The organism is Polaribacter vadi (assembly GCF_001761365.1).
Taxonomy (GTDB): Bacteria; Bacteroidota; Bacteroidia; order Flavobacteriales; family Flavobacteriaceae; genus Polaribacter; species Polaribacter vadi.
The window spans coordinates 706,596-729,300 of record NZ_CP017477.1 but is presented as its reverse complement, the minus strand read 5'-3'; the positions used below and the strand labels follow the sequence as shown (position 1 = coordinate 729,300).

General features: G+C 27.4%; 21 protein-coding genes and 1 pseudogene. 6 read left to right on the top strand and 16 right to left on the bottom strand.

The genetic code is table 11. The features are described from left to right. Positions 1 to 6: 6 nt before the first annotated feature. Complete coding sequence (locus LPB03_RS03310; protein ID WP_065319287.1) at positions 7 to 363, top strand: VOC family protein; 357 nt, start codon at positions 7 to 9, stop codon at positions 361 to 363. On the opposite strand, the gene lptB is transcribed toward LPB03_RS03310, so the two are convergent. The 4 genes from lptB to LPB03_RS03290 all read right to left on the bottom strand — a co-directional run bounded on the left by lptB (position 360) and on the right by LPB03_RS03290 (position 3,338). Beyond that, a complete protein-coding gene (lptB, locus tag LPB03_RS03305) occupies positions 360 to 1,097 on the bottom strand; it encodes an LPS export ABC transporter ATP-binding protein (RefSeq protein ID WP_065319288.1) in 738 nt (245 codons plus the stop codon). The genes LPB03_RS03310 and lptB overlap by 4 nt on opposite strands. 123 nt (positions 1,098 to 1,220) lie before the next feature. Further along, positions 1,221 to 1,565, bottom strand: coding sequence for a carboxymuconolactone decarboxylase family protein (locus LPB03_RS03300; RefSeq protein WP_065319289.1), 345 nt, complete (start codon positions 1,563 to 1,565; stop codon positions 1,221 to 1,223). Continuing rightward, entirely contained in the window at positions 1,549 to 2,370 is an 822-nt protein-coding gene (gene tatC / locus LPB03_RS03295; RefSeq protein WP_065319290.1) for a twin-arginine translocase subunit TatC, read from the bottom strand. The genes LPB03_RS03300 and tatC overlap by 17 nt, the downstream gene beginning before the upstream one ends. Next, positions 2,370 to 3,338, bottom strand: a complete 969-nt coding sequence (locus LPB03_RS03290) for a KpsF/GutQ family sugar-phosphate isomerase (RefSeq protein ID WP_065319291.1) — start codon at positions 3,336 to 3,338, stop codon at positions 2,370 to 2,372. Before LPB03_RS03290 ends, tatC begins: the two co-directional genes overlap by 1 nt. A 136-nt stretch (positions 3,339 to 3,474) precedes the next feature. Here LPB03_RS03290 and LPB03_RS03285 point away from each other — a divergent pair, with 136 nt between their 5' ends. Next, positions 3,475 to 5,658: an ATP-dependent DNA helicase RecQ gene (locus LPB03_RS03285; protein ID WP_065319292.1), complete on the top strand. Its 2,184-nt coding sequence runs from the start codon at positions 3,475 to 3,477 to the stop codon at positions 5,656 to 5,658. Here LPB03_RS03285 and LPB03_RS03280 read toward each other — a convergent pair. The 5 genes from LPB03_RS03280 to LPB03_RS03260 all read right to left on the bottom strand — a co-directional run bounded on the left by LPB03_RS03280 (position 5,655) and on the right by LPB03_RS03260 (position 10,132). Further along, positions 5,655 to 6,296: a response regulator gene (locus tag LPB03_RS03280; RefSeq protein ID WP_065319293.1), complete on the bottom strand. Its 642-nt coding sequence runs from the start codon at positions 6,294 to 6,296 to the stop codon at positions 5,655 to 5,657. The two genes, LPB03_RS03285 and LPB03_RS03280, sit on opposite strands and share 4 nt — an antisense overlap. Before the next feature lie 61 nt (positions 6,297 to 6,357). Beyond that, complete coding sequence (locus LPB03_RS03275; protein ID WP_065319294.1) at positions 6,358 to 8,031, bottom strand: sensor histidine kinase; 1,674 nt, start codon at positions 8,029 to 8,031, stop codon at positions 6,358 to 6,360. 51 nt (positions 8,032 to 8,082) lie between these two features. Continuing rightward, positions 8,083 to 8,628 (bottom strand): hypothetical protein, encoded by a 546-nt coding sequence (locus tag LPB03_RS03270; RefSeq protein WP_065319295.1) that lies wholly within the window; start codon positions 8,626 to 8,628, stop codon positions 8,083 to 8,085. Positions 8,629 to 8,732: 104 nt separating this feature from the next. Beyond that, positions 8,733 to 9,410: a ZIP family metal transporter gene (locus LPB03_RS03265; protein WP_065319296.1), complete on the bottom strand. Its 678-nt coding sequence runs from the start codon at positions 9,408 to 9,410 to the stop codon at positions 8,733 to 8,735. After that, entirely contained in the window at positions 9,407 to 10,132 is a 726-nt protein-coding gene (locus LPB03_RS03260) for a methyltransferase domain-containing protein (RefSeq protein WP_065319297.1), read from the bottom strand. Before LPB03_RS03260 ends, LPB03_RS03265 begins: the two co-directional genes overlap by 4 nt. A gap of 193 nt (positions 10,133 to 10,325) precedes the next feature. Between LPB03_RS03260 and LPB03_RS03255 the strand changes: the two genes are divergently transcribed. Then, positions 10,326 to 11,507, top strand: coding sequence for a THUMP domain-containing class I SAM-dependent RNA methyltransferase (locus LPB03_RS03255; RefSeq protein ID WP_065319298.1), 1,182 nt, complete (start codon positions 10,326 to 10,328; stop codon positions 11,505 to 11,507). A gap of 238 nt (positions 11,508 to 11,745) precedes the next feature. Here LPB03_RS03255 and LPB03_RS03250 read toward each other — a convergent pair whose 3' ends face one another. The 6 genes and pseudogenes from LPB03_RS03250 to LPB03_RS03230 form a co-directional block, all read right to left on the bottom strand. Next, entirely contained in the window at positions 11,746 to 12,477 is a 732-nt protein-coding gene (locus LPB03_RS03250) for a hypothetical protein (RefSeq protein WP_065319299.1), read from the bottom strand. 133 nt (positions 12,478 to 12,610) lie between these two features. Further along, positions 12,611 to 12,691 (bottom strand): annotated as a pseudogene (locus LPB03_RS16935) (IS3 family transposase); the annotation flags it as partial. Between the two features lie 27 nt (positions 12,692 to 12,718). Further along, complete coding sequence (locus LPB03_RS03245) at positions 12,719 to 13,108, bottom strand: hypothetical protein (protein ID WP_065319300.1); 390 nt, start codon at positions 13,106 to 13,108, stop codon at positions 12,719 to 12,721. Between the two features lie 257 nt (positions 13,109 to 13,365). Next, complete coding sequence (locus LPB03_RS03240) at positions 13,366 to 13,995, bottom strand: hypothetical protein (RefSeq protein ID WP_065319301.1); 630 nt, start codon at positions 13,993 to 13,995, stop codon at positions 13,366 to 13,368. A gap of 298 nt (positions 13,996 to 14,293) precedes the next feature. Further along, the gene (locus tag LPB03_RS03235) at positions 14,294 to 15,157 is read right to left on the bottom strand and encodes an alpha/beta fold hydrolase (RefSeq protein ID WP_065319302.1); all 864 of its coding nucleotides are present in this window, start codon (positions 15,155 to 15,157) and stop codon (positions 14,294 to 14,296) included. A gap of 5 nt (positions 15,158 to 15,162) precedes the next feature. Then, positions 15,163 to 16,068 (bottom strand): alpha/beta fold hydrolase, encoded by a 906-nt coding sequence (locus LPB03_RS03230; RefSeq protein ID WP_065319303.1) that lies wholly within the window; start codon positions 16,066 to 16,068, stop codon positions 15,163 to 15,165. 180 nt (positions 16,069 to 16,248) lie between these two features. Here LPB03_RS03230 and priA point away from each other — a divergent pair, with 180 nt between their 5' ends. Both priA and LPB03_RS03220 read left to right on the top strand, forming a co-directional pair. Next, complete coding sequence (priA, locus tag LPB03_RS03225) at positions 16,249 to 18,690, top strand: replication restart helicase PriA (protein ID WP_170324212.1); 2,442 nt, start codon at positions 16,249 to 16,251, stop codon at positions 18,688 to 18,690. A 231-nt stretch (positions 18,691 to 18,921) separates the two neighbouring features. After that, positions 18,922 to 19,368 carry a hypothetical protein gene (locus tag LPB03_RS03220; RefSeq protein WP_070239013.1) on the top strand — a complete coding sequence of 149 codons (447 nt, stop codon included), beginning with the start codon at positions 18,922 to 18,924 and terminating at the stop codon, positions 19,366 to 19,368. Position 19,369: 1 nt separating this feature from the next. Here LPB03_RS03220 and LPB03_RS03215 read toward each other — a convergent pair whose 3' ends face one another. Continuing rightward, positions 19,370 to 21,004 (bottom strand): DUF2135 domain-containing protein, encoded by a 1,635-nt coding sequence (locus tag LPB03_RS03215; protein WP_065319305.1) that lies wholly within the window; start codon positions 21,002 to 21,004, stop codon positions 19,370 to 19,372. A 286-nt stretch (positions 21,005 to 21,290) separates the two neighbouring features. Here LPB03_RS03215 and LPB03_RS03210 point away from each other — a divergent pair, with 286 nt between their 5' ends. Continuing rightward, on the top strand, positions 21,291 to 22,631 hold the full coding sequence (locus tag LPB03_RS03210) for a DEAD/DEAH box helicase (RefSeq protein WP_065319306.1): 1,341 nt from the start codon (positions 21,291 to 21,293) through the stop codon (positions 22,629 to 22,631). Positions 22,632 to 22,705 lie beyond the last annotated feature (74 nt).

Below are 22,705 nucleotides of genomic sequence, written 5' to 3'. Positions count from 1 at the left end.
TTAACAATGCATAAATCTATAAGAACTTTTATTGGCGCTAAAAATTTTAAAGAATCTAGCAGTTTCTATAAAGATTTAGGTTTTTCTGAACTTATTGTATCAGAAAACATGTCTTTTTTTAATGTTGATGAAAAACTAGGTTTTTATTTGCAGAAAGCTTTTGTAAAAGATTGGGTAGATAATTCTATGCTTTTTTTAGAAGTTGAAGATATTGAAAGTTACTTATCAGAAATAAAAAATAAAAATCTTACTCAAAAATATAAAAAGGTGAGATTATCTGAAATTGTAGATAATGACTGGGGAAGAGAATTCTTTTTACACGATCCTTCAGGAATACTTTGGCATATTGGTTGTTTTTACTAAAAAAATTTCCTTTTTTTCAATTCAAAATCCTTTCCTAAATATACTTTACGCACCATTTCATCTGCAGCTAATTCTTCTGGAGTTCCTTCTTTTAAGATACTTCCATTATACATTAAATAAGTTTTATCTGTAATTGCCAGCGTTGCTTGCACATCATGATCTGTAATTAAAATACCAATATTTTTGTTTTTTAACTGTGCAACAATACTTTGTATATCTTCTACAGCAATTGGGTCTACACCTGCAAAAGGCTCATCTAATAAAATAAAATTTGGGTCAGAAGCTAAACAACGTGCAATTTCTGTTCTTCTTCTTTCTCCTCCAGATAATAAATCTCCTCTGTTTTTACGAACATGCCCAATATTAAACTCTTCAATCAACGATTCTAATTTAATTTTTTGCTCTTTTTTGGATAAACCAGTAAATTGTAACACAGACATAATATTATCTTCCACAGATAATTTTCTAAAAACAGAAGCTTCTTGTGCTAAATAACCAATTCCTTTTTGAGCACGTTTATACATGGCATCATTGGTAATTTCTATATCATTCAAGAAAATTTTACCATGATTAGGTTTTACCATTCCAACAATCATATAAAAAGAAGTTGTTTTTCCAGCGCCATTTGGTCCTAAAAGTCCAATAATTTCTCCTTGCTGAACTTCTAAAGAAATACCTTGAACTACTTTTCTTGAACCGTAAATTTTCTCGATATTCTCTGCTCTTAAAATCATGTTTTTGTGGATGTGTAATTGTTTACCTGTTGATTTGTGTAAATGTAAAAAGAACTCAACAATTAAATCTTAATAGATTCTTAAACATTATCATTTTTACTGAAAACTGCAACTTAAAATTGATTACTCATTTTCAAGAAGTTCCCAAAACTCTACAGCTCTTCTTAAATGTGGAATTACAATGGTACCTCCAACCAAAGTTGCTATGGACATTGTTTCCATCATTTCTTCTTTAGTAACCCCATTTTTAAATGCAGTTTCTAAATGATAGGCAATACAATCATCACATCTTAAAACTGCAGAAGCGACTAAACCTAAAAGTTCTTTGGTTTTTTCTGGAAGATGACCAGCTTTAAATGTATTGGTATCTAAATTATATATTCTTTTGATAACTTTATTATCTGAAGCTAAAATTTTTTCATTCATTTTAGCACGATACTCATTAAATTCTTTAACGTTTGTTGGCATTTTTTTCTTGATTTTTGATAACTCTTTGAGATACTTTTATACTTATTTCATATAAAATAAGAATAGGAATTGCTACCACAATTTGACTTGCAACATCAGGAGGCGTAATAACTGCAGCTAACACTAAAACTACAACCAAAGAATGTTTTCTATATTTCTTTAAAAATTCGGGTGTTATTAAACCTATTTTAGTTAAAAAATAAATTAAAACAGGCAATTCAAATAAAACTGAAACCCCTAGTAACATATTGGTTACAAGGCTTATATGAGATTCTAGTGTAAAGCTGTTTTCAATAGCATCTGTAATTTGGTAATTGTATAAAAAATTAATAGATATTGGTGCAATAACATAAAAACTAAATAAAACTCCAATAAAGAATAATAAAGATGCAATAAAAATAAAACCTCTAGATTTTGATACTTCTTTTTCGGTTAAACCTGGAGCAATAAAACGCCAAAGTTCCCAAAGCAAATAAGGAAAAGCAACCACAATTCCTAATATGAATGAAGACCAAATAGAATTCATTAATTGCGATGTAACTTTAATACTCTGTAATTTTTTTTCATTAAAATTAACAACACAAAAATCACTATCCATGCCAAATAAATTGAAAAACTCACAAAATATTTGATAGGTAATAAAATCTGGTTTTAAGTGTGCTAATAAAAAATGATTATACACTTCTTCTGCAAAAATAAAAAATACAACAGCAAAAATAAAAACTGCTCCTGCACTTCTTACTAAATGCCATCTTAATTCTTCTAAATGCCCTAAAAAAGACATTTCTTTTTGTTGTTTAGCCATTAAAAAATACCTTCTTTAATTAAATCGTGTAAATGTACAACTCCTACATAATTATTGGCATCATCTACAGCTAAAATTTGAGTAATGGAATTATTTTCCATAGTATCTAATGCTTCAACAGCCATTGCGTCTTTATGAATTGTTTTTGGGTTTTTACCCATAATGTCTTTGGCTACAAAATCGTCTATTTTTGTAGTTTTACTTAACATTCGTCTAATATCACCATCAGTAATAATACCAATAACTTTTTTGTCTTTTACAACAGCAGTAACTCCTAAACGTTTTTCTGAAATTTCTACAATTACCTTAGCAATTGTATCATTTTCAGAAACTTGAGGAAGATCATTTTTTTCAATTAAATCTGAAACTCTTAAGTATAAACGTTTTCCTAAAGCTCCTCCTGGATGATATTTTGCAAAATCTTTACTTGTAAATCCTTTAAGTTCTAATAAACAAACTGCCAAAGCATCTCCCATAACTAATTGCGCAGTTGTACTTGTAGTAGGTGCTAAATTATTAGGACAAGCTTCTTTTTCAACATAAGTATTTAAGGTAAAATCTGCATTCTTACCTAAAAAAGAATCTATATTTCCTGTAATTGCAATAATTTTATTTCCGTAATTTTTTATCAACGGAACTAATACTTTTATTTCTGGAGTATTGCCACTTTTAGAGATACAAATTACAACATCATCTTCTAACACATTTCCTAAATCTCCATGAATGGCATCTGCTGCATGCATAAAAATAGCTGGAGTTCCTGTAGAATTAAAAGTTGCCACAATTTTAGTAGCAATATTGGCACTTTTACCAATTCCTGTAACAATAACTCTTCCTTTAAAATTATAAATATATTTTACAGCATTTTCAAAATCTATATTAATAAAATTTGCTAAATTAGCAATAGCATTACTTTCTGCTAAAATTGTTTTTTTTGCGTTTGTAATAATTGAAGATTGATTTTTCAAGTCTTTAGTATTTTATCAGAATAAAAAAAAGTTATATCTTTAGATATGTTTATAAGACAAATTTACTATAAAAATAAGTTTGCACAAATAATATAATTAAAGGTTATCTTTTAATTTTCAACAAAATTTATATTGAATGGATTTACATAGTCCTCTTAAAAAGTTTTTTGGTTTTAATAAATTCAAAGGACTGCAAGAAGAAGTCATAAGAAGTATTGTTAACAATAATAATACTTTTGTAATAATGCCAACAGGTGGAGGCAAATCTTTATGTTATCAATTACCAGCTTTAATGGCAGAAGGAACAGCAATTGTGGTTTCTCCATTAATTGCATTGATGAAAAATCAAGTAGATGCCATTAGAGGTATCTCTGAACATCATGGAGTTGCACATGTTTTAAACTCTTCTTTAAATAAAACGGATGTTGCTCAAGTAAAGGAAGATATTGCAAGTGGTATCACAAAATTGCTCTATGTTGCTCCAGAATCTTTAATTAAAGAAGAATATGTTTCTTTTTTAAGAACCCAAAAAATTTCTTTTGTGGCTATTGATGAAGCACATTGTATTTCTGAATGGGGGCATGATTTTAGACCAGAATATAGAAATTTAAAACATATTATTAAAGCAATAGATAATGTGCCTATTATATGTTTAACTGCAACTGCAACAGAAAAAGTGCAAGAAGATATTCTAAAAACTTTAGGAATTACAGATGCAAACAGGTTTAAAGCTTCTTTTAATAGAGCTAATTTATTTTATGAGATAAGACCAAAAACAGAAGATGTTCAAAAAGATATTATTCGTTTTGTAAAACAACGAGAAGGAAAATCTGGAATTATTTACTGTTTAAGTCGTAAAAAAGTAGAAGAAATTGCCCAAGTTTTACAAGTAAATGGTGTAAAAGCTGTTCCTTATCATGCAGGTTTAGATGCTAAAACACGTGTAAAACATCAAGATATGTTTTTGATGGAAGATTGTGATGTTGTAGTAGCAACCATTGCTTTTGGGATGGGAATTGACAAGCCAGATGTTCGTTTTGTAATTCATCATGACATTCCTAAAAGTTTAGAAAGTTATTATCAAGAAACGGGTAGAGCAGGAAGAGATGATGGAGAAGGTTATTGTTTAGCTTTTTATGCTTATAAAGACATTGAAAAGTTAGAGAAATTTATGGCTAGCAAACCTATTGCAGAACAAGAAATTGGACATGCATTGTTACAAGAAGTTGTTGGTTATGCAGAAACTTCCATGAACAGACGTAAGTATTTATTGCATTATTTTGGTGAAGATTTTGATGAAGTGAATGGACTTGGAGCTGATATGGATGATAATTCTAGAAATCCAAAGAAAAAGCATGAGGCTAAAGATAATGTTGTATTACTTTTAAAAGTAGTAAGAGATACACTACAAAAGTATAAATCTAAAGAGGTTGTAAATACAATTATAGGTAAAGAAAATGCTTTATTAACATCTCACAAAACACATTTATTACCTTATTTTGGAATTGGTAAAGACAAAAATGCTGCATATTGGATGGCTTTAATTCGCCAAGTTTTGGTCGTAAATTTTATCAAAAAAGAAATAGAACAATATGGAGTTATAAAATTAACAAAAAAAGGAGAAAATTTTATTAAAAATCCTACTTCTTTTTTAATGACAGAAGATCATATTTATAATGAAGAAAATGATCAAGCAATTGTTACCAATGCAAAATCTTCTGGTGGTGTTGCTGATGAAAAATTAGTTAGTCTTTTAAAGAATTTGCGTAAAAAAGTAGCTATAAAGCAAGGAGTACCTCCATTTGCCGTTTTTCAAGATCCTTCTTTAGATGATATGGCTTTAAAATACCCAATAACTTTAACAGAATTAGCGACTGTTCATGGAGTAGGAGAAGGGAAAGCAAGAAAATTTGGTAAAGATTTTATACAACTTATTACAAATTATGTTGATGAAAACGATATTTTAAGACCAGATGATTTAATTGTAAAAAGTACAGGTGTAAATTCAGGTTTAAAACTATCAATTATTCAAAATACAGATAAGAAATTACCTTTAGATGATATTGCAAAATCCAAAGGTTTGGAAATGAATGAGTTGATTAAAGAAATGGAAGTTATCATTTTTTCTGGAACCAAACTAAATATCGATTATGCTTTAGATGATTTATTAGATGAAGATCAACAAGAAGAAATTCACGAATATTTTATGGAAGCTGAAACCGATGATATTGAGGAAGCTTTAAGTGAATTTGATGGGGATTATGATGAAGATGAATTGCGTTTAATGCGAATTAAATTTTTTAATGAAGTTGGTAATTAAAATTGATACTTCATATCAATAGCATATTTAACCAATTCATTTCCAGAAGATAAATCTAGTTTACGAATCATGTTTTTACGATGCGTATCTACAGTTGTTTTTGCGATGAATAATGTTTCAGAAATTTCTTTAGATGTTTTTCCGTTTGCAATTAAATTTAAAATTTCTTTTTCTCTGTTTGATAAAATAATCTTATCAGATTTTCCAATAGTTACGTTATCATCTATGTAATTATTCATAAAATTGAAAGCCACATTTGGGTCAAAAAAAGTTTGTCTATTAGCAACAGCAATAATGGCTTTTGATAACATTTTTATCCCTGAATTTTTTAAAATATAACCAGTTGCACCAGCATCTAACATTTGTTTAATCGCTTCTGGTTGATCGAACATGGTCATTGCCAAAACATTAATGTGAGGGAATTTTTTTTTGATGATTTTAGTAGCTTGAATACCATCCATAATTGGCATTCTAATATCTGTAATAACTAATTTAGGCTGTTTTAAACTTACTAATTTTATAAGTTCCTCACCATTATTAACGCTACCAATAATGTTAATTTCATCATTATATTCAAAAAAAGAGGTTACACCATCAATTAACATTTGATGATCTTCTGCCATTATAACTGTAATCATAGTTTCATTTTCTATAAAAATAAGCTTTTTTTTAGTTTTTAAAATCCCTATAAATAAGTAATTATGTAATAGGAATATCTAAAATTATAGAACTTCCTTTTCCAGGAGTTGCATCAATATTAAAAGTGCCATTTAGATGCTTTACTCTTGTTTTTATGGAGCTAATTCCCATTCCTTCTTTTAAATCCACTTTATTAATATCAAAACCTTTTCCATCATCTTCGATAATAATGTTTAAATTTTTATCATATAAAGAAATATTAATCGTCGCATTTTTGGCATCAGCATGTTTAATAATATTTGTTATTAATTCTTGAATAATCCTAAAAATGGTGATTTCTAAACTATTTTCTAAACGCTCATTTAGCCCAAAATGAACCACTTCAATTTTAATTTTATCGGCTAATGATATTTTTTCAGCCATTATTTGTAAAGCTATTAATAAAGCTTGATTAGCAATAACTCCAGCATTTTTAGCATGTGCAATACTTCTTACTTTTAAATAAGCTTGATCTATTAAACTTTCAGTTTTATCAAATAATTCTTCTTGATTAATTTTCTTTTTTTCTCTGTTAATTTTTAAGTTTTCGAAATGTAATTTTAAAGTAGCTAAAACAGAACCTAAATTGTCGTGCAAATCTTCAGCAATTCTTTTTCGCTCTTTTTCTTGACCACCTACCATTGCATTTATAATACTTAATTCCTGCTCTTTAAGAAAAGTAATATTTTTTTGGGTTGCGATTTCTTTGTCTTTTTCTGCAAGTTTTATTTTTTTTCTAGAGTTTTTAAGGGTCAGTGTTGCAATAATTCCACCTAATAAAATAAATAGGAGAGAACCTATTAAAAAATTTCTGTTTTTTTCTTTATCAATTTTTAATTGAAGATTTTCTTTTTCTTTTTTTTCATTTTTTGTTTTAAGTTCTTGTTTTTCAATATCGTTTTTATATTTTTTATCTAAATTAGAAATTGCAATATTTTGTGCTGTATTATTTAAACTATCTTTTGTTGCATTAAATTTTTTGTAATATTCAAAAGCTTTTTTATAATTTCCAATTTTTTTATACACATCAGCAAAATTCTCGTAAATAATTTTGTTATATTTTAATTGATAAGCATCTAAATGTATTTCTTCTGCTTTTTTTAATTGAATAATTGCCTCATTAAAATTGCGTTGTTTTTGAAAGAACAATGAATAATTAATGTAAAAATCAACCATTGTTTTTTTATCAGATCTGTCTAAAATACTAATAGTTTTTTTGTAAAAGTAATTGGCTGAATCTGGTTGCTGTAAAGTATATAATAAAGCTAAATTTAAATAAACTGAGGCTTTATATTTTTTTAATTCTTCTTTGTTTGTTAATAATAAAGATTTCTTATAGAATCTCCTAGATTTTCCTATAGACTCTTGATTCCAAAAATATGTTGCATAAGCGTTATTTGCTATTAATAACATTAATGAATCATTTTTTTCTTCTGCATATTTAGAATAATCATCTAAATAAGGTTTAGCATCTTCATTTAAATTGTTTTGTGACTTAATTAAATAATATAAATTGATATCACATTTAGCAATACTATCTTTATTGTTAATTGCTATATACAGTTTTTTTGATTGAATATAACTCTCATAAGCTTTGTAATGTTTGTTTTCAAAATCAAATTTTTCTCCTTTTTTGAAATAGTAATAAGCAGAATCTAGTTTTGAATTTTGAGCATAACAAAAACTACAAAACATAAAAAATATGATTTGTAGTTTGAAAGTACTAAAATGTATAAAAACTTTCAATTAAGGATTTCTAACAATTACACCACCACCACCTTCTAAAGGATCTACGAATAAAAAATCTAAATTCTTTTTACCATTATCTTTTCTAATTGCTTTTTCTTTAAATTTTAAATTAGAGACCATAATATCTTTTAAAATAATAAATACCTTATCATTTATATAGGAAGTGGTCATTTCGTCATTGTCATTAAAAACAACTACATAAATATTGTCTTTTTTTTCAATATTTAAAGCTTCAGCCCCATTTGTATCATCAATTTCATCAAAATTAAAATCTATTTTCATGATTTTATTCTTATCAGAATCCCTAGAAGGGTTTATTGATTTGTCAGAAATATGAATTACAATAGCTTTATAATGTTTTGTAGAAATATTAAACACTTTTTTTACATGAAAGTCTTCTGAAACTACAGGAGTTTCAATATGGATTATTGTATCATTATCTTCATTGAAATAGCTTATTTTTTTTGATCTTTCAGCTATGTCAAAGTTTTTATGATAGTGCTTTTTATGTCCGTCTTCAAAATTCTCAAAAGTTACTTTCATCTATAAAATAGTTTATGGTTAATATCTTCAAATATCAGAAATATTCAAAATAATAACATACCTACAAATAGGTATATTTTCATCACTAAATATAGGAAAAAAAACTATAGTGTAAAAACAGTTAACAAAACACCTAATAAAATTGCAATAAATTTTTGCAAGTTAAATTTATGGTTTTCAGTGCTTTCAAAAAGAATAATAGTGGAAATGTGTAAGAAAACCCCAATAATTAAAGCCGTAATTTCTGTAGCGTACATTGTAAAAAACGGAATTTTATCACCCAATAAAACACCTAAAGGACTCATGAATCCAAAGAAAAATAGAAAACTGAAAACAATCTTTTTTGAGTATTTTGTTTCAAGTAAAAATGAAGTTAACACAATTGCAATCGGAATTTTATGAACCACAATTGCCAATAATAAATTTTCATCAGCATTATGAATGGGTAAGCCTTCAGAAAACGCATGCAAACATAAACTTATAAATAACAATGTTGGAAACTTTTTTCCATCTGAATGAATATGAATATGACCATGTTCTGCACCTTTAGAAAAAGATTCTAAAACCGATTGTAAAATAATACCAACTAGAATAAAAACACCAACAATTGTGCTGTTGCTTGTTACTGTGTATACATCTGGCAATAAATGCAGCACAGTAACCGATAATAAATAAGCACCACTAAAGGCTAATAATAAACGTACAATTTGTTTGCTAGGTTTTACAAATAAAACTAGCAGAGAACCTAATAAAACAGCTGTAATTAATAAGATATAATTCACTTGGCAACTAAAATTAATCTGTTAGAAATTTTTTCATTAAAATCACTCAATTTATAATCTCCAAAGGTATTTATGATTGTAAAACCAACTTTTTCGAAATAAGATTTCATTTTGGCTTCATCTAAATATTTTACTCTTTCTGTATAAGAATGTTGTTTGTCATCAGCAAAAAAAGTAATATTTTTTATTATAAAACCGTTTATAATTTCTCTTGTGATATAAAAGGTAATATCGTCTACAACTTTTGTTTCTTTAGCAACTAAATTATCTTTTACCAAAGCAGCATTTAAAAAATCGAACACAAAAAAACCATCTTTTTGCAAACCATTTTTTATGTTTTGTAAAATTAAAAGATCTTCTTTGTCATCCTCAAAATAACCAAAACTTGTAAACAAGTTAAAAATGGCATCGTATTTATGGTTAAAAGGTTCGCGCATATCATGAACCGTAAATTTTAATGTAGTATTCTCAAACTTTTTGGCGATTTTTATACTGTTTACAGCCAAATCACCACCAGTAACTTTATATTCCAAAGAATTTAAAAATACAGAATGACGCCCTTTTCCACAAGGTAAATCTAAAATATGAGCCGTTTTTGGTAATGCTAAAAACTCAGTGATGTTTTTCATAAACAACTGTGCATCAGCATTATTTCTATCTTTATAAAGAATATGATAATACTTTGTATTAAACCATTCTGTAAACCAATCTTTTTCTTTCATTATTTCTTTAAGTCTGTAAAAGTAGTTAAATCTTACGTTCTGTAAAATCATTTTTTACAAATACTATTCTTTGTCTTTAAGTTGCAGTATTCAGTAGCAGTATTCAGTGAGATACTGTAAACTGCCATTTTTACTGCAAACTAAATTAAACTTCGTACTTCATTCTTCCAACTTATAATAGTAACTTTGCAGCATGGATAAAGATTTTAAAATGACAGCAACAACACTTTTTGGTTTAGAAGGTGTTTTGGCAGAAGAACTGAAAAATTTAGGAGCTCAAGATATTAAAGAAGCTGTAAGAAGCGTTTCTTTTAGAGGCGATAAAGGTTTTATGTATAAAGCAAATATTGCTTTAAGAACGGCTGTTAGAATTTTAAAACCTATAAAAGTTTGTAAAATTTATGACGAAGAAGATTTGTACGAATCTATTCAAAAAATTAAGTGGGAAAACTTTTTAGATGCAGAAGGTACTTTTGCAATTGGAGCTGTTGTAAATTCGAAAAATTTTACATCGAATTCACATTATATTTCTCTAAAATCTAAAGATGCCATTGCAGATTATTTTAGACATAAATACCATAAAAGACCCAATGTAGATTTAAAATATCCAGATGTAAAAATCCACATTCATATTCAGAAAGATTGGTTAACGGTTTCTTTAGATTCTTCTGGAGATTCTTTGCACAAACGTGGTTACAGGACAGCCACGAATATTGCTCCAATTAACGAAGTTTTGGCTGCAGGAATGGTTTTATTGTCAGGCTATACAGGAGAGGAAAATTTTATAGATCCAATGTGTGGTTCAGGTACAATTTTAATTGAAGCTGCTATGATTGCCAATAATATTCCAGCAAATATCAACAGAAAGTTGTTTGCTTTTGAGCAATGGAAAGATTATGATGAAGATTTATATTTTACCATTCAAGAATCTTTATTAAAGAAAATTCGTTCTTCTCATTTTAAAATTATGGGATTTGATAAAGCACCTTCAGCAGTTCAAAAAGCAAAAGCGAATGTAGAAAATGCCAATTTAGATGAATTTATTGGCGTACATCATGTCAATTTTTTCAACTCAACCAAAGAAGTTTTTGGGAATACCACCATTTTGTTCAATCCACCTTATGGAGAACGTTTAAATATAGATGTTCAGGAATTTTACAAGAAAATTGGCGATACTTTAAAACACAATTATCCAGGTTCTACAGCTTGGTTAATTACTTCAGATACAGATGCTTTAAAGTCTGTAGGTTTACGAACTTCAAAAAGACTTGCGCTTAAAAACGGAGATTTAGATTGTAAGTTTGTACGATACGATTTGTATGAAGGTTCTCGTAAAATTAAAGAACGTAAACCAAAATCTGACGAAGAAGAATAGATTTTTTTGGAGCTATTTCCTGCTTTCAGCACTCGCTTTTTTATGCCTGAAAAAAGCAAAAAAGAGCTCAAACAAATGCTTCAATCAGGGCTAAACTTGTTTGCTAATTTATGGATTTTTTAAACTGTACTATTTTTGAATTTACAAATCATTCAAAATTTTAAAGTTAAATAAGTTTTGGCAAATAGATCTATCTTACTTCCTTAGTAAACGTTATTTTTAATGTTGAGAAATTATTTTAATTTCTACTTCCATAAGAACAATCCAAAGAATAGGTTGCTTTTGATCCTATAAACCAGTTGGTAGTAGATTCTGAAAAATTAACATTATCTACTTGAACACACTCTAAATTATCATTTAAATAATCAAAAAAGAAAATTAAAATATTAGTATTATAGTTGTTTTTAACGTTTACAAATTTTAATTTATTGTTACACATTGCTCTGACAGTTATTAAATTAACATTTTTAGAAAGATCCAAAGTAACTAGATTTGTGGTTCTAATATCTAAATGTTTTATGTTGCTGTTTTTTGTAAGATCAATTTTGTTAAAAGGATTATTACCACAACCAAGACTTGTTAAATGAATGTTTTTGGTTAAATCTAAAGTTTTTATACTATTATTACCACAATTAAGCGACTCTATATTCACGAAATTTTCAATACCAACTAAACTCCAAATTCCTTTTCTTGAAACGTCTATATTACCATCAAAGAGAGTAGCTTCCTGAATACTAATTTCATTATCTTTATTTGTATTAATTTCAAAATCACTTAATAAAATTTTTTTGAAAGTAACATCTTCAAAATTCACAAAAGGTCCATCACCAATTGAATAATTTAAATAGTGTTCTTCTTCAATTAAATTTTCCTCTCCAAAAGAAACATCATTTATAATATGTTCTTGGACACAAGATGAAATTAATAATAATGTTAAAGAAATATGGACTAAAAATTTTTGATTTTTCATAATCTAATTTTTAAATGCTAATAATTTTTTATGCTTATTCATAAATAATCATACTAGATTAGTCAATACGTTTTTAGCAAATAAAACCTGAATAGAAAATGAAATGCACCCAAAAGTTTAGACAAATTTATAATTAATTTTGATAATAATGATTTCGATATTCAGTCGGACTCATCCCATTTAAATTTCCTTTAATTCTCTCGTTATTGTAATATTATTTATGTTGTTAGTAAATCGTTTTTTAATACCACTCAACATTTAGTTTTTTCAATTCCAATTTTAATTCAGATGAAGATTCGTCTTCTATTAAACCAATATTGATTTTCATATTCTTTAATTCTGATTTAAGAATATACTCTCCAACAAAATGCTTGATTCTTTTTATTTCATTGAGTTTCATTTTCTTTCCAAAAGGCCAATTTTGCTTTATAATTCCGTTTTCAATAGTGAGATATTTTTCCTTTTTCTGATAAAAGTATATTATCAAATAAGTTCCTGAAATTAAAAACCAGAAATAGTCAAACCAACTTGAGTTTTCATGAAATACAGTTTGCACAATTCCATTAGCAAACCATATTAAACCCATATATAAATTCAGATTTAGTTGTTTCTTTTTGTATTGTATTCTCATTCTTTTTAAATGTTTGCCAAATCCCTATTTAATAACATTTATTAAGCATATCTCGTAAATAAAAGAGGATAACTAAATTTTTAATTACTGTTTCTCTGATTTTAATTGGATATATTAAAAGCTAAATTTACAAAATAATAATAATAAATTATTTTACTGCAATTTCTCAATCTTATAAATTAAATCTCTAAACTTTAATTTTCTATGGGTTGTGTTATGAAAAAATTTACTTTTCTAAAATAAAGTGTTTTTTCAAATTAATTTCCTCCTAACCAAACATCATATTCTTTGATAGAGTAGTAGGTTGTGATTTTTCCTGAGGAATCAGAATGATTTGAAATTCTGGTTTTTGGATGTTTCATCTTTTTTTCAATCCATTTTTTATTGTCTGCATAATCTTTTTCAGAATAAAAATCGTCAGGTTCTTGAATGTCGTCTTTAGTAATGTGATGTTCTTGAATTCGATAATCCCAATTTAAATTGCGCTTATTTTCAGGAAAAGGTTTCTCACTTTCTGGTTTAAAAAAGGTAATATCATAAAATGTGGTAAAATCGCCAATGGCACAAACTACTTGACATTTGGAAACATCTTTTGGGAAGTACCAAACTTTTAGATAGTAAGGTTCTCCTAATTCCTCTAGTTGAGTTTTCCAATGATGATAGATTTCAAAGATTCCATCTACAATTTTTTTTCTAGTTTTCCCTTTTGGTGGCGAAAATTCACTATTTAAAACACTAATGTTACCAAAAGGTGCAATCCAAACTTTTACATAATCTCTCTGTCTACTTTTCAGAGAATCAATATCTAGTAATTTATTTTGAGCAACCCAATTATCTATATATTTCCAAATTCTTTTATGACCTCTAATTTTTTTGTAGCGTATCAAAATTTTATTTTTTTAGTCCTTTAATATCAACATTTGTAATAAACTTTTCTTTCTAAGTATCGATTTTTTTCATTTTCAAAAATCACTCGAAATAAAACAGGTTAATTTACCTTTTTTTACATAAAAATAGTCTCATATCATTTAAAAAGTTTATAAATAGAAATTAAAAGATGAATTACTTATTGAAATATTGTTTTAGATTTTATATAAACAAAAATTCCCATAATTTTTAAATGAAAAATTATGGGAATTATATTTGTAAAAAAATAGCTATTTTTTATAGCTTAAGGATCTCTATTTACACGATAATTTTTTTTATAATCTCTACAAATTCCTTAGGTTTTTCTAGGCTAACAAAATAACCACAATCACGAATTATATGTGTTTCCTTAATTTGAAGTAGTTTTTTTGTGTCTTCTATGTTAGAATATTCGCTGTATTCGTTCGTGTCTCCTAATATAAAATACGTACTAGTTTTTAAATTTTTTAACACCTTTAACCATCTTAAAGTTGAGTTTTGTATTTCTAAAGACCAGTAACTTGCAAAATTAAAAGTTTTTAAACCATCATTATTTTTTAGTAACTCCCAAGATGCTTTTAATTCAGATTCACTAATTAAAGTTGGATCGAAAAAATGCTGTAAAAGATATTTTTTAAATAACCCATAAGAACTAGACATTTTTAGAAAAATTGATGAAGCTAATTTTGAAAATTCTTCTTGCTTTTCAGGATTAAGGTTAACTTCTAAATAAAGGCTTACATTTAGAAGAAAAATATTTTTAATATCAATAGTAAGCGAGTTTGTTTCTATGACGTTTAAAAATTCACACATTACACTAGAACCAAAACCTTGCGTAATTATGGATAAATTATCAATTTTTAAATCGACTAACAGATTTATTAAAATTTCTGCTTGATTTACCATAGAAAAATAAAAATTAGTTGGTTTTGATGATAAGCCAAAACCCACTAAATCTGGAATAATTACTCTATAGTTTTCTTTTAAATCATTAATTATTTTGTGATAATCATAAGAACTAGAACCATAACCATGGATTATTAATAGGGTGTCTTTATCAGATTCACCTGTATCTATATATGAAATTTGTTGCCCTAAAATAGATTTTTTTTGATGCTGATTACTCCAATTTAAAAAATTCATTGATATTAATAAGTTTTTTGAGCTGTTTTTAAATGGTTGTAAACATTTTTATCCATCTCTTTAAGAACCATCATTATCCATTGAATTGCATTTGTTTCTAAAGTAAAACATTTTGAATTCTCAATAATTTCAACATTATTATGTGTATTTGAGGCTACATGTAATAAAATATTTTTTAAATTTTCAAGATTATCTTTTCGCCAAAATATTTTAACTGGAATTTTTGTTTCTTTAACAGCATGCAGCCATCTATGGCAATACAAAAAGCTTTCTTCATTATAAGAACATAGAACTAAAATATCTTTTTGACCTTGTTTACTATTAAATCTTGTCCAAATATCTTTAATTTTAGTTTTGTCTTTATATTTATCATAATCATTAGAGCCCTCATAAAAAAGTTGCTCTTTATAGTTCATAATAATTTCTTTATATTTTATGAGTTTATTATTTTTTATAAGCGCAGATATGGTGTTTATATCCATATACTTTTCATAGTTAGAACTATTACAAATAATAAGCTTCTTAATATCAAAAGGAATTAAATGAGAGTTTTTTCTATATAAAATTTCTTTACCAATATTATTACCAAAACCGTCAGATAATATGGTAAATCTTTTAAGTTTTAATGTTTTCCATAGTTCTACACAAACATTAGCTTGGTCTATTAATGAATAACAATAGGTATCAGGTAAATCTGAAAAACCAAAGCCAAAATGGTCGTGAATTACAACTCTATAAAATTCACTTAATAAAGGTATTATTTTGTGATAATCGTAAGATGTTGTTGGAAATCCGTTAATAATTACTAATGTTTCTTTATTCGAGAAATCATCTCCAGTATCTATGACAAATAAGTTATTATCTTTAACTTTAATAAATTTGCCATAACTCTTCCATTCTGTTGAAGTCATGCTAGGGGGATTAAATTTGGTTATTCAAATCTAATATTTTTATTCCAATTTTTCATCAAAAAATTAATATTTAACAAAAAAGCATAACTATCTCATTATAAATTAACTGTAATTAAGTTATTTTTAATGTTCCATACATATTTTAAAACATTAAATTTGATACTTAATTATTTCTAGTTTTTGTATTATATAGACGTCATATTACCCATACCAATTCAGAAAACTTTCACGTATTCTGTAACCAATGAAGAAGCAAACTTTTTAAATGAAGGCATGCGTGTTGCTGTTTCTTTTGGCAAAACTAAAATGTTTACGGGTTTGGTTTTTAAGATTCATGAAAACGCACCAACTTTATATGAAGCCAAAGAAATTCATCAAATTTTAGATGAACAACCCCTTGTAAATAATTTACAATTAAAACATTGGCAGTGGATTTCTACGTATTATATGTGTTCTTTGGGTGATGTTTTTAGAGCTGCTTTACCCTCTGCATTCTTATTAGAAAGCGAAACAATTGTTTACAAAAACGAGGCTTTTAATAACGAAGATATTTTAGAGGACGATGAGTTTTTAATATTCGAAGCTTTGCAACATCAATCTCAATTAACAATTCATCAGGTTGTAGATATTTTAGGGAAGAAAAAAGTAATGCCAACTGTTAATGAATTGATTAAAAAATCTGCTATTTATATTAAGGAGCAAATTTATGAGCAATACAAACCAAAATTAGTAAAATATGTTCGTTTACATGCCTCTTATAATTCTGATGAATCTCTAAATGCACTTTTAGAAGAATTATCTAGAGCAAAAAAACAACGAGATGCAGTACTAACTTTTTTTCAGTTATCAACTACAAAAAAGCCCATAAAAGCGAAGGATTTAGAAACCAAAGCAAATGTTTCTGCATCAGTTTTGAAGTCTTTGGTTGATAAAAATATTTTTGAGTTTTATGAAATTCAAATAGATAGAATTAATTTTAAAGGCGATACAAACGATTTAAAAGAACTAAACGAATTTCAAGAAACCGCCTTAAAAGAAATCAAAGAAACTTTTACAAATAATGATGTAACACTTTTGCACGGAATAACAAGTTCTGGAAAAACAGAAGTGTACACAAAATTAATTCAAGAAGTTTTAGATGCAGGAAAACAAGTATTGTTCTTGTTGCCAGAAATTGCATTAACAACACAAATAATTACACGTTTACAAGTTTATTTTGGAGATCAAATTTCGGTATTTCACTCCAAATATTCTATGAATGAAAGAGTAGAAGTTTGGAATAATGTGTTAGAAAACAAAAGTAAAGCACAAATTATTTTAGGAGCAAGATCATCTATATTTTTACCATTTTCTAATTTAGGGTTGATTGTGGTAGATGAAGAACATGAAACTTCTTACAAACAGTTTGAGCCTTCTCCAAGATATAATGCACGTGATTCAGCCATTGTTTTATCAAAATTACATAACGCAAAAATTTTATTAGGTTCTGCAACACCCTCTTTAGAAAGCTATTTTAATGCACAGCAAAACAAATATGGTTTTGTGGAATTAAATAGACGTTTTGGAAATGTTCAACTCCCAAAAATAGAGTTGATTGATGTGAAAGAAAAGCACAGAAAAAAGGAAATGAAAGGTCATTTTTCTGATAGAATGCTTAAATTAATTCAAGAAGCTTTAGATGAAAAAGAGCAAATTATTCTATTTCAAAATAGACGTGGATATTCGCCTGTGGTTGAATGCAAAACCTGTGGAGTGGCTCCTCAATGCCCAAATTGCGATGTTTCTTTAACGTATCATAAATTTAAAAACGAATTACGTTGCCATTATTGCAATTATCAACGAGCAATGCCCAATAGTTGTGCTGCTTGTGGAAGCAATACTTTAGATACTAAAGGTTTTGGAACTGAGCAAATTGAATTAGAATTAAAAGAATTATTCCCTGATTTTAAAATTGGAAGAATGGATTTAGATACGACTCGTGGAAAATTCGGATATCAAAAAATAATTGGCGCTTTTGAAGCAAGAGAAATCGATATTTTGGTAGGAACACAAATGCTTTCCAAAGGGTTAGATTTTGATAATGTTTCTTTAGTGGGAATTCTAAATGCAGATACCATGCTTAATTTTCCAGATTTTAGAGCACATGAAAGAGCGTATCAAATGATGGTGCAAGTTTCTGGAAGAGCAGGAAGAAGTAAAAAACAAGGAAATGTTGCAATTCAAACCTACAATCCTTATCATAAAATATTACAACAGGTTTCTAGCACAAACTATACAGAAATGTATAAAGAACAGTTGCAAGAACGTTGGCAATATAAATATCCTCCTTATTTTAGGACGATAAAAATTACACTGAAACACAGAGATTTTAACAAAGTTGACACTGGTGTCAATTGGCTTTTTAAAGCGCTTTATAATTCTTTTGGAGAAAATGTTTTAGGCCCAACAGCGCCTGCAGTTTCTAGAATTCGAAATCAATATATAAAGAATATTGTGATTAAAATTCCACCAAAACAAAGTTTAGCAAACACAAAAAATCAAGTTACTAAAATAAGAAATACCTTTGAAGCTGTAAAAGATTTTAGACCAATTAGGTTTATTATTGATGTTGATAATTATTAGTGAAACTCAAATTTAAAAAGTTGCGAAGCAACGTTTTAAAAATTGTAAGTTGAACTAATCCCAATTTTATATCGGGCCAATTTTATATCGGGATCATTTTAGCTCTTTTTAATTTACATATTTTTTCTTTTTGTTGATAAACCAAGAAAGAATCATTTTTGAGTAAAACTTAAAAAATCCTTGGTTTTGTTTCTAATTTCGTTTCTCAAAAAAAATGGATATATTTATGTAATGAAAATAGTTTTAAATAATAAAAAAACCGATACTTCTTTATTTATAGTTCCAGAATTTAATTACGGACAAATGCAAAGATGGGAAGGTGAGGAGCGTTTGAAATATTCTTTAGAAATAGACATTCATATTTTTATGGAAAAATTCTCCAAGCAATTTTCAGAATTTCGTGAAAATGAAATTTTAGAAGATGATTGTTTCGATTTAGAAGTGCTAATAGCTTATAAAAATGCTGGAAGACCAACTTTAGAAAACCTTCTCAATAGCAATTTATCTTTGCTGGCCAATTTAATGATCTATCATCAATATGAACTACTTCATGCAATTATAAACGCATCTTCTTCTGTTGGTAAGTTGTTGTATTCCATAAATTCAATTGATAAAGTAGAATTTACGGAACACAAAATTCACTTAGAAGGAATTTGTTTTAGGGTTGAAAGACAGTAATTTAAAACGATTTTTTATTCAATTTTAGCAACTCAGTTTTTTTATCGGTTACTATAAAATCAAAAACATTTATTTCTTTTCGTTGATTTTCTCTGCCCCAATTGTAATATGTTGTTGCTTTAAAAACAGTTGGTTTGTATTGTTTATTTCCTAAATAGGTTAAGTTTACCAACCAATTTCCATCTAATAAATCATCAATAAAAATTTCTTTAGAGGTATAGCCTTTTTCTTTTTGATCTATAATTAAACCATTATTTATATGAGTTGAATTCTCAATTTCATACGTTTGTGCAGTTGGGTTTACAAATTCTAGCATAAACTCAGCTTCAGAAGTATTCCATTCAAAAACAACTCTTACATCACTTTCGGTATTTTTAGTGGGACTATTAACTTTAATTTTTTGAGGAGAATTTTCATTTCCTTCGTTACTTTCTGTAGCAATCATTTCTGATACTAAAATTTCTCCAATATCATTATCTTCAATATTAAAATCGTTATTGAAATAGAATAGATACGCTTTCCAAGCCTGAGCGTACTCTTTTAAATCCAGTAAAACATTGGCAACATCTCTGTAAGATTGACTATAATTGGGTCTTAATTTTAATATATTTTTATAAACAGAAAGCGCTTTTTCATGTTCATCTAATTCTTGATATTTATAAGCAATAGCCTTTAAATCTTCTGGATTGTTAGAGTATTCTTCAAAATCTGCCAACACTTTTAACAAAGTGTTTTTATCATATTTTTCATCTTTAAAATGTTGCAATATGCTTAAATGATAATTGGCATTATTTTTTTCTGCTTCGTACGTTTCTTGATAAAGTTTCAAAGCTTCATCAGCCTTAAATCTTCCTTTATATTTTTTTAAAAATTCAGGTTCTCCAACTTTTAATCTTTTGTAAGCAATGGCATCATTCTGATAAAAATCATCATCAATAAAATAGTAACTATCAAAATCAATCCCTGAAACAGTTTTATAATTAATGGTGGTATTCACTTGAATATATAATTTGTTGGTTTCAGTATTGATTACTAAAATATTTTCTACCTCGTTTATAAAAACAGGAATAGGTAAATCATATAAAACTTTATCGAAGATCCAAACAGGTGGCCCATTCAACTCTCTTCCTCTTTGATATATAATTTCTTCACCAAAATCATTTATTTTAACTCGTAAACTTGGAATTTTTTCTTCAATAGCTCTAGAAAGTGAAGTTGCTTCTGGGTTTAAATCTTTTCCATTGATAACTTGTTTTAAAGTGCCCTCAAAGTAATCTCCAATTGTAGTTCCACCTAATTTTAAATTATCATTAGAACGTGAAAAAGTGATCCCTTTTTCTTTTTTCATTTCAATATTAAGAATAGAGGTAACGTCTTCTACCAGAATTATAACATCTTCTAAACCAACAAAATTAAAGTTTAAAAAATCGCCTTCTTTAGCTTTTATGCTATAATATCCAATGGAATCTGTTACTGCATAATTGGTTGAATTTTCTACAAATACATTTACATTTTGCAGCTTTTTGTTATCAAAAGAAACAAAACCTGAAATTGTTTTAAGAGTAACATTTGAATTTGATTGTGCTAAAAATAAAAAGGGAGAAAAAAGGAAAAGGAATATTATTTTATTTTTCATAAGATGGATAGTAAGTTTAATATCGCTCAAAATTTGTGCCATTAATTTAATTAAAAGTAAGAATTATAATTATCAATTCATAAAATATTTTTGAATACATACACTTAGTATTTATGATTTAGATTGATTTTTCAATTAAATTTTAAAAAACAAAAATCAGCAAAAAATAAAGTCTTTAAATTCAAAATCTAAATTTGAACATAAAGAAGTAAACATTCAGTAGAATTATAAACCATTTAGTAAGATTTCTTTTAAAAGTGTCTTTATCTTTGCCCAAAATTAAATTATGTCTAAAAAGTTTTCTGATTTAGGAATTAACGAACAAATTCAACAAAGTTTACTCGATTTAAATATTTCTGAACCTACAGATATTCAAAAAAAAGTAATTCCTATAATTCTTAATAAAACAGCAGATGTTGTTGCTTTAGCAAAAACAGGAACAGGTAAAACTGCTGCTTTTGGGTTGCCTTTATTACAATTGATTGATATTAAAAACAACAATATTCAAGCAGTTATTTTAGCGCCAACAAGAGAATTAGGTCAACAAATTCATGCAAACTTAGCATCTTTTGCAAAGTTTTCTCCAGAAATATCAATAGCAGTAATTTGTGGAGGAATTCCTATAAAACCTCAAATTGAGCGTTTAAAAGAAACGACACATATTGTAGTTGCAACTCCAGGAAGATTGGCAGATTTGGTGAGCAGAGAAGCCATCAACATAAAAAATATTTCTTATTTTATTTTAGATGAAGCTGATGAAATGGTGAGCGCTTTAAAAGAAGGATTGGATGCTATTATTACAGAAATTCCTAAAAAAAGAAGAACTTTATTATTTACAGCAACGATGTCTGGTGCCATTAGACAATTGGTAAATAACTATATGGCTAAAGAAGTTGTTCAGATTGAAGCTGATATGAAAACTGTTGGGCATCAGGGAATTGAACATCAATATGTAATTGTAGAACCAATTGAAAAATTAGAAGTTTTATTACATTTTTTAAATTCGAAAGAAGGAAAAAGAGGGATTATTTTCTGTAAAACAAAAGCTGCTGTTAATAAATTAGCTAAAAATTTAGCCATTAATAAGTTTTCATCTGGTGCAATTCATGGAAGTTTAACTCAAGGAATTCGTGACAGAATTATGGGCCAATTTCGTGAAGGACATATTGATATTTTAGTAGCAACAGATTTAGCTGCAAGAGGAATTGATGTAAAGGAAATTGAATATGTTGTAAATTATCATTTGCCAGACACCTATGATGCATATGTGCATAGAAGTGGACGAACTGCAAGAGCAGGAGCAAAGGGCTTTTCTTTAACGATTATTCAACAAGAAGAAGCTGTTGATATTGCCGATTTCGAAAAAGAATTAGGCATCACTTTTAATGCGTATAAAAAAGCAAATGCAAATAGTATTGAAGAAAACAATGGTTTGCTTTGGGCAAAAAAGATTTTTAAAACAAAACCAAATAAAACGGTTTCCGAAGATTTTAAAAGAAAAGTAAGAACGGTTTTTCATCATTTAACCAAAGAAGAATTGATTGAAAAAGTGTTGGCAGATTATTTGGCAAATGCAAATTCTAAAATCTCAAAAGTAGAAGTTGTTAAAAAGAAAAAGAGAAAATAATTAAAAACTTCTCGATACAAAATTCTTAAAAAAGAATTTCACTCGAAGTGACATTCAGTAATGGTTTAAAAGAA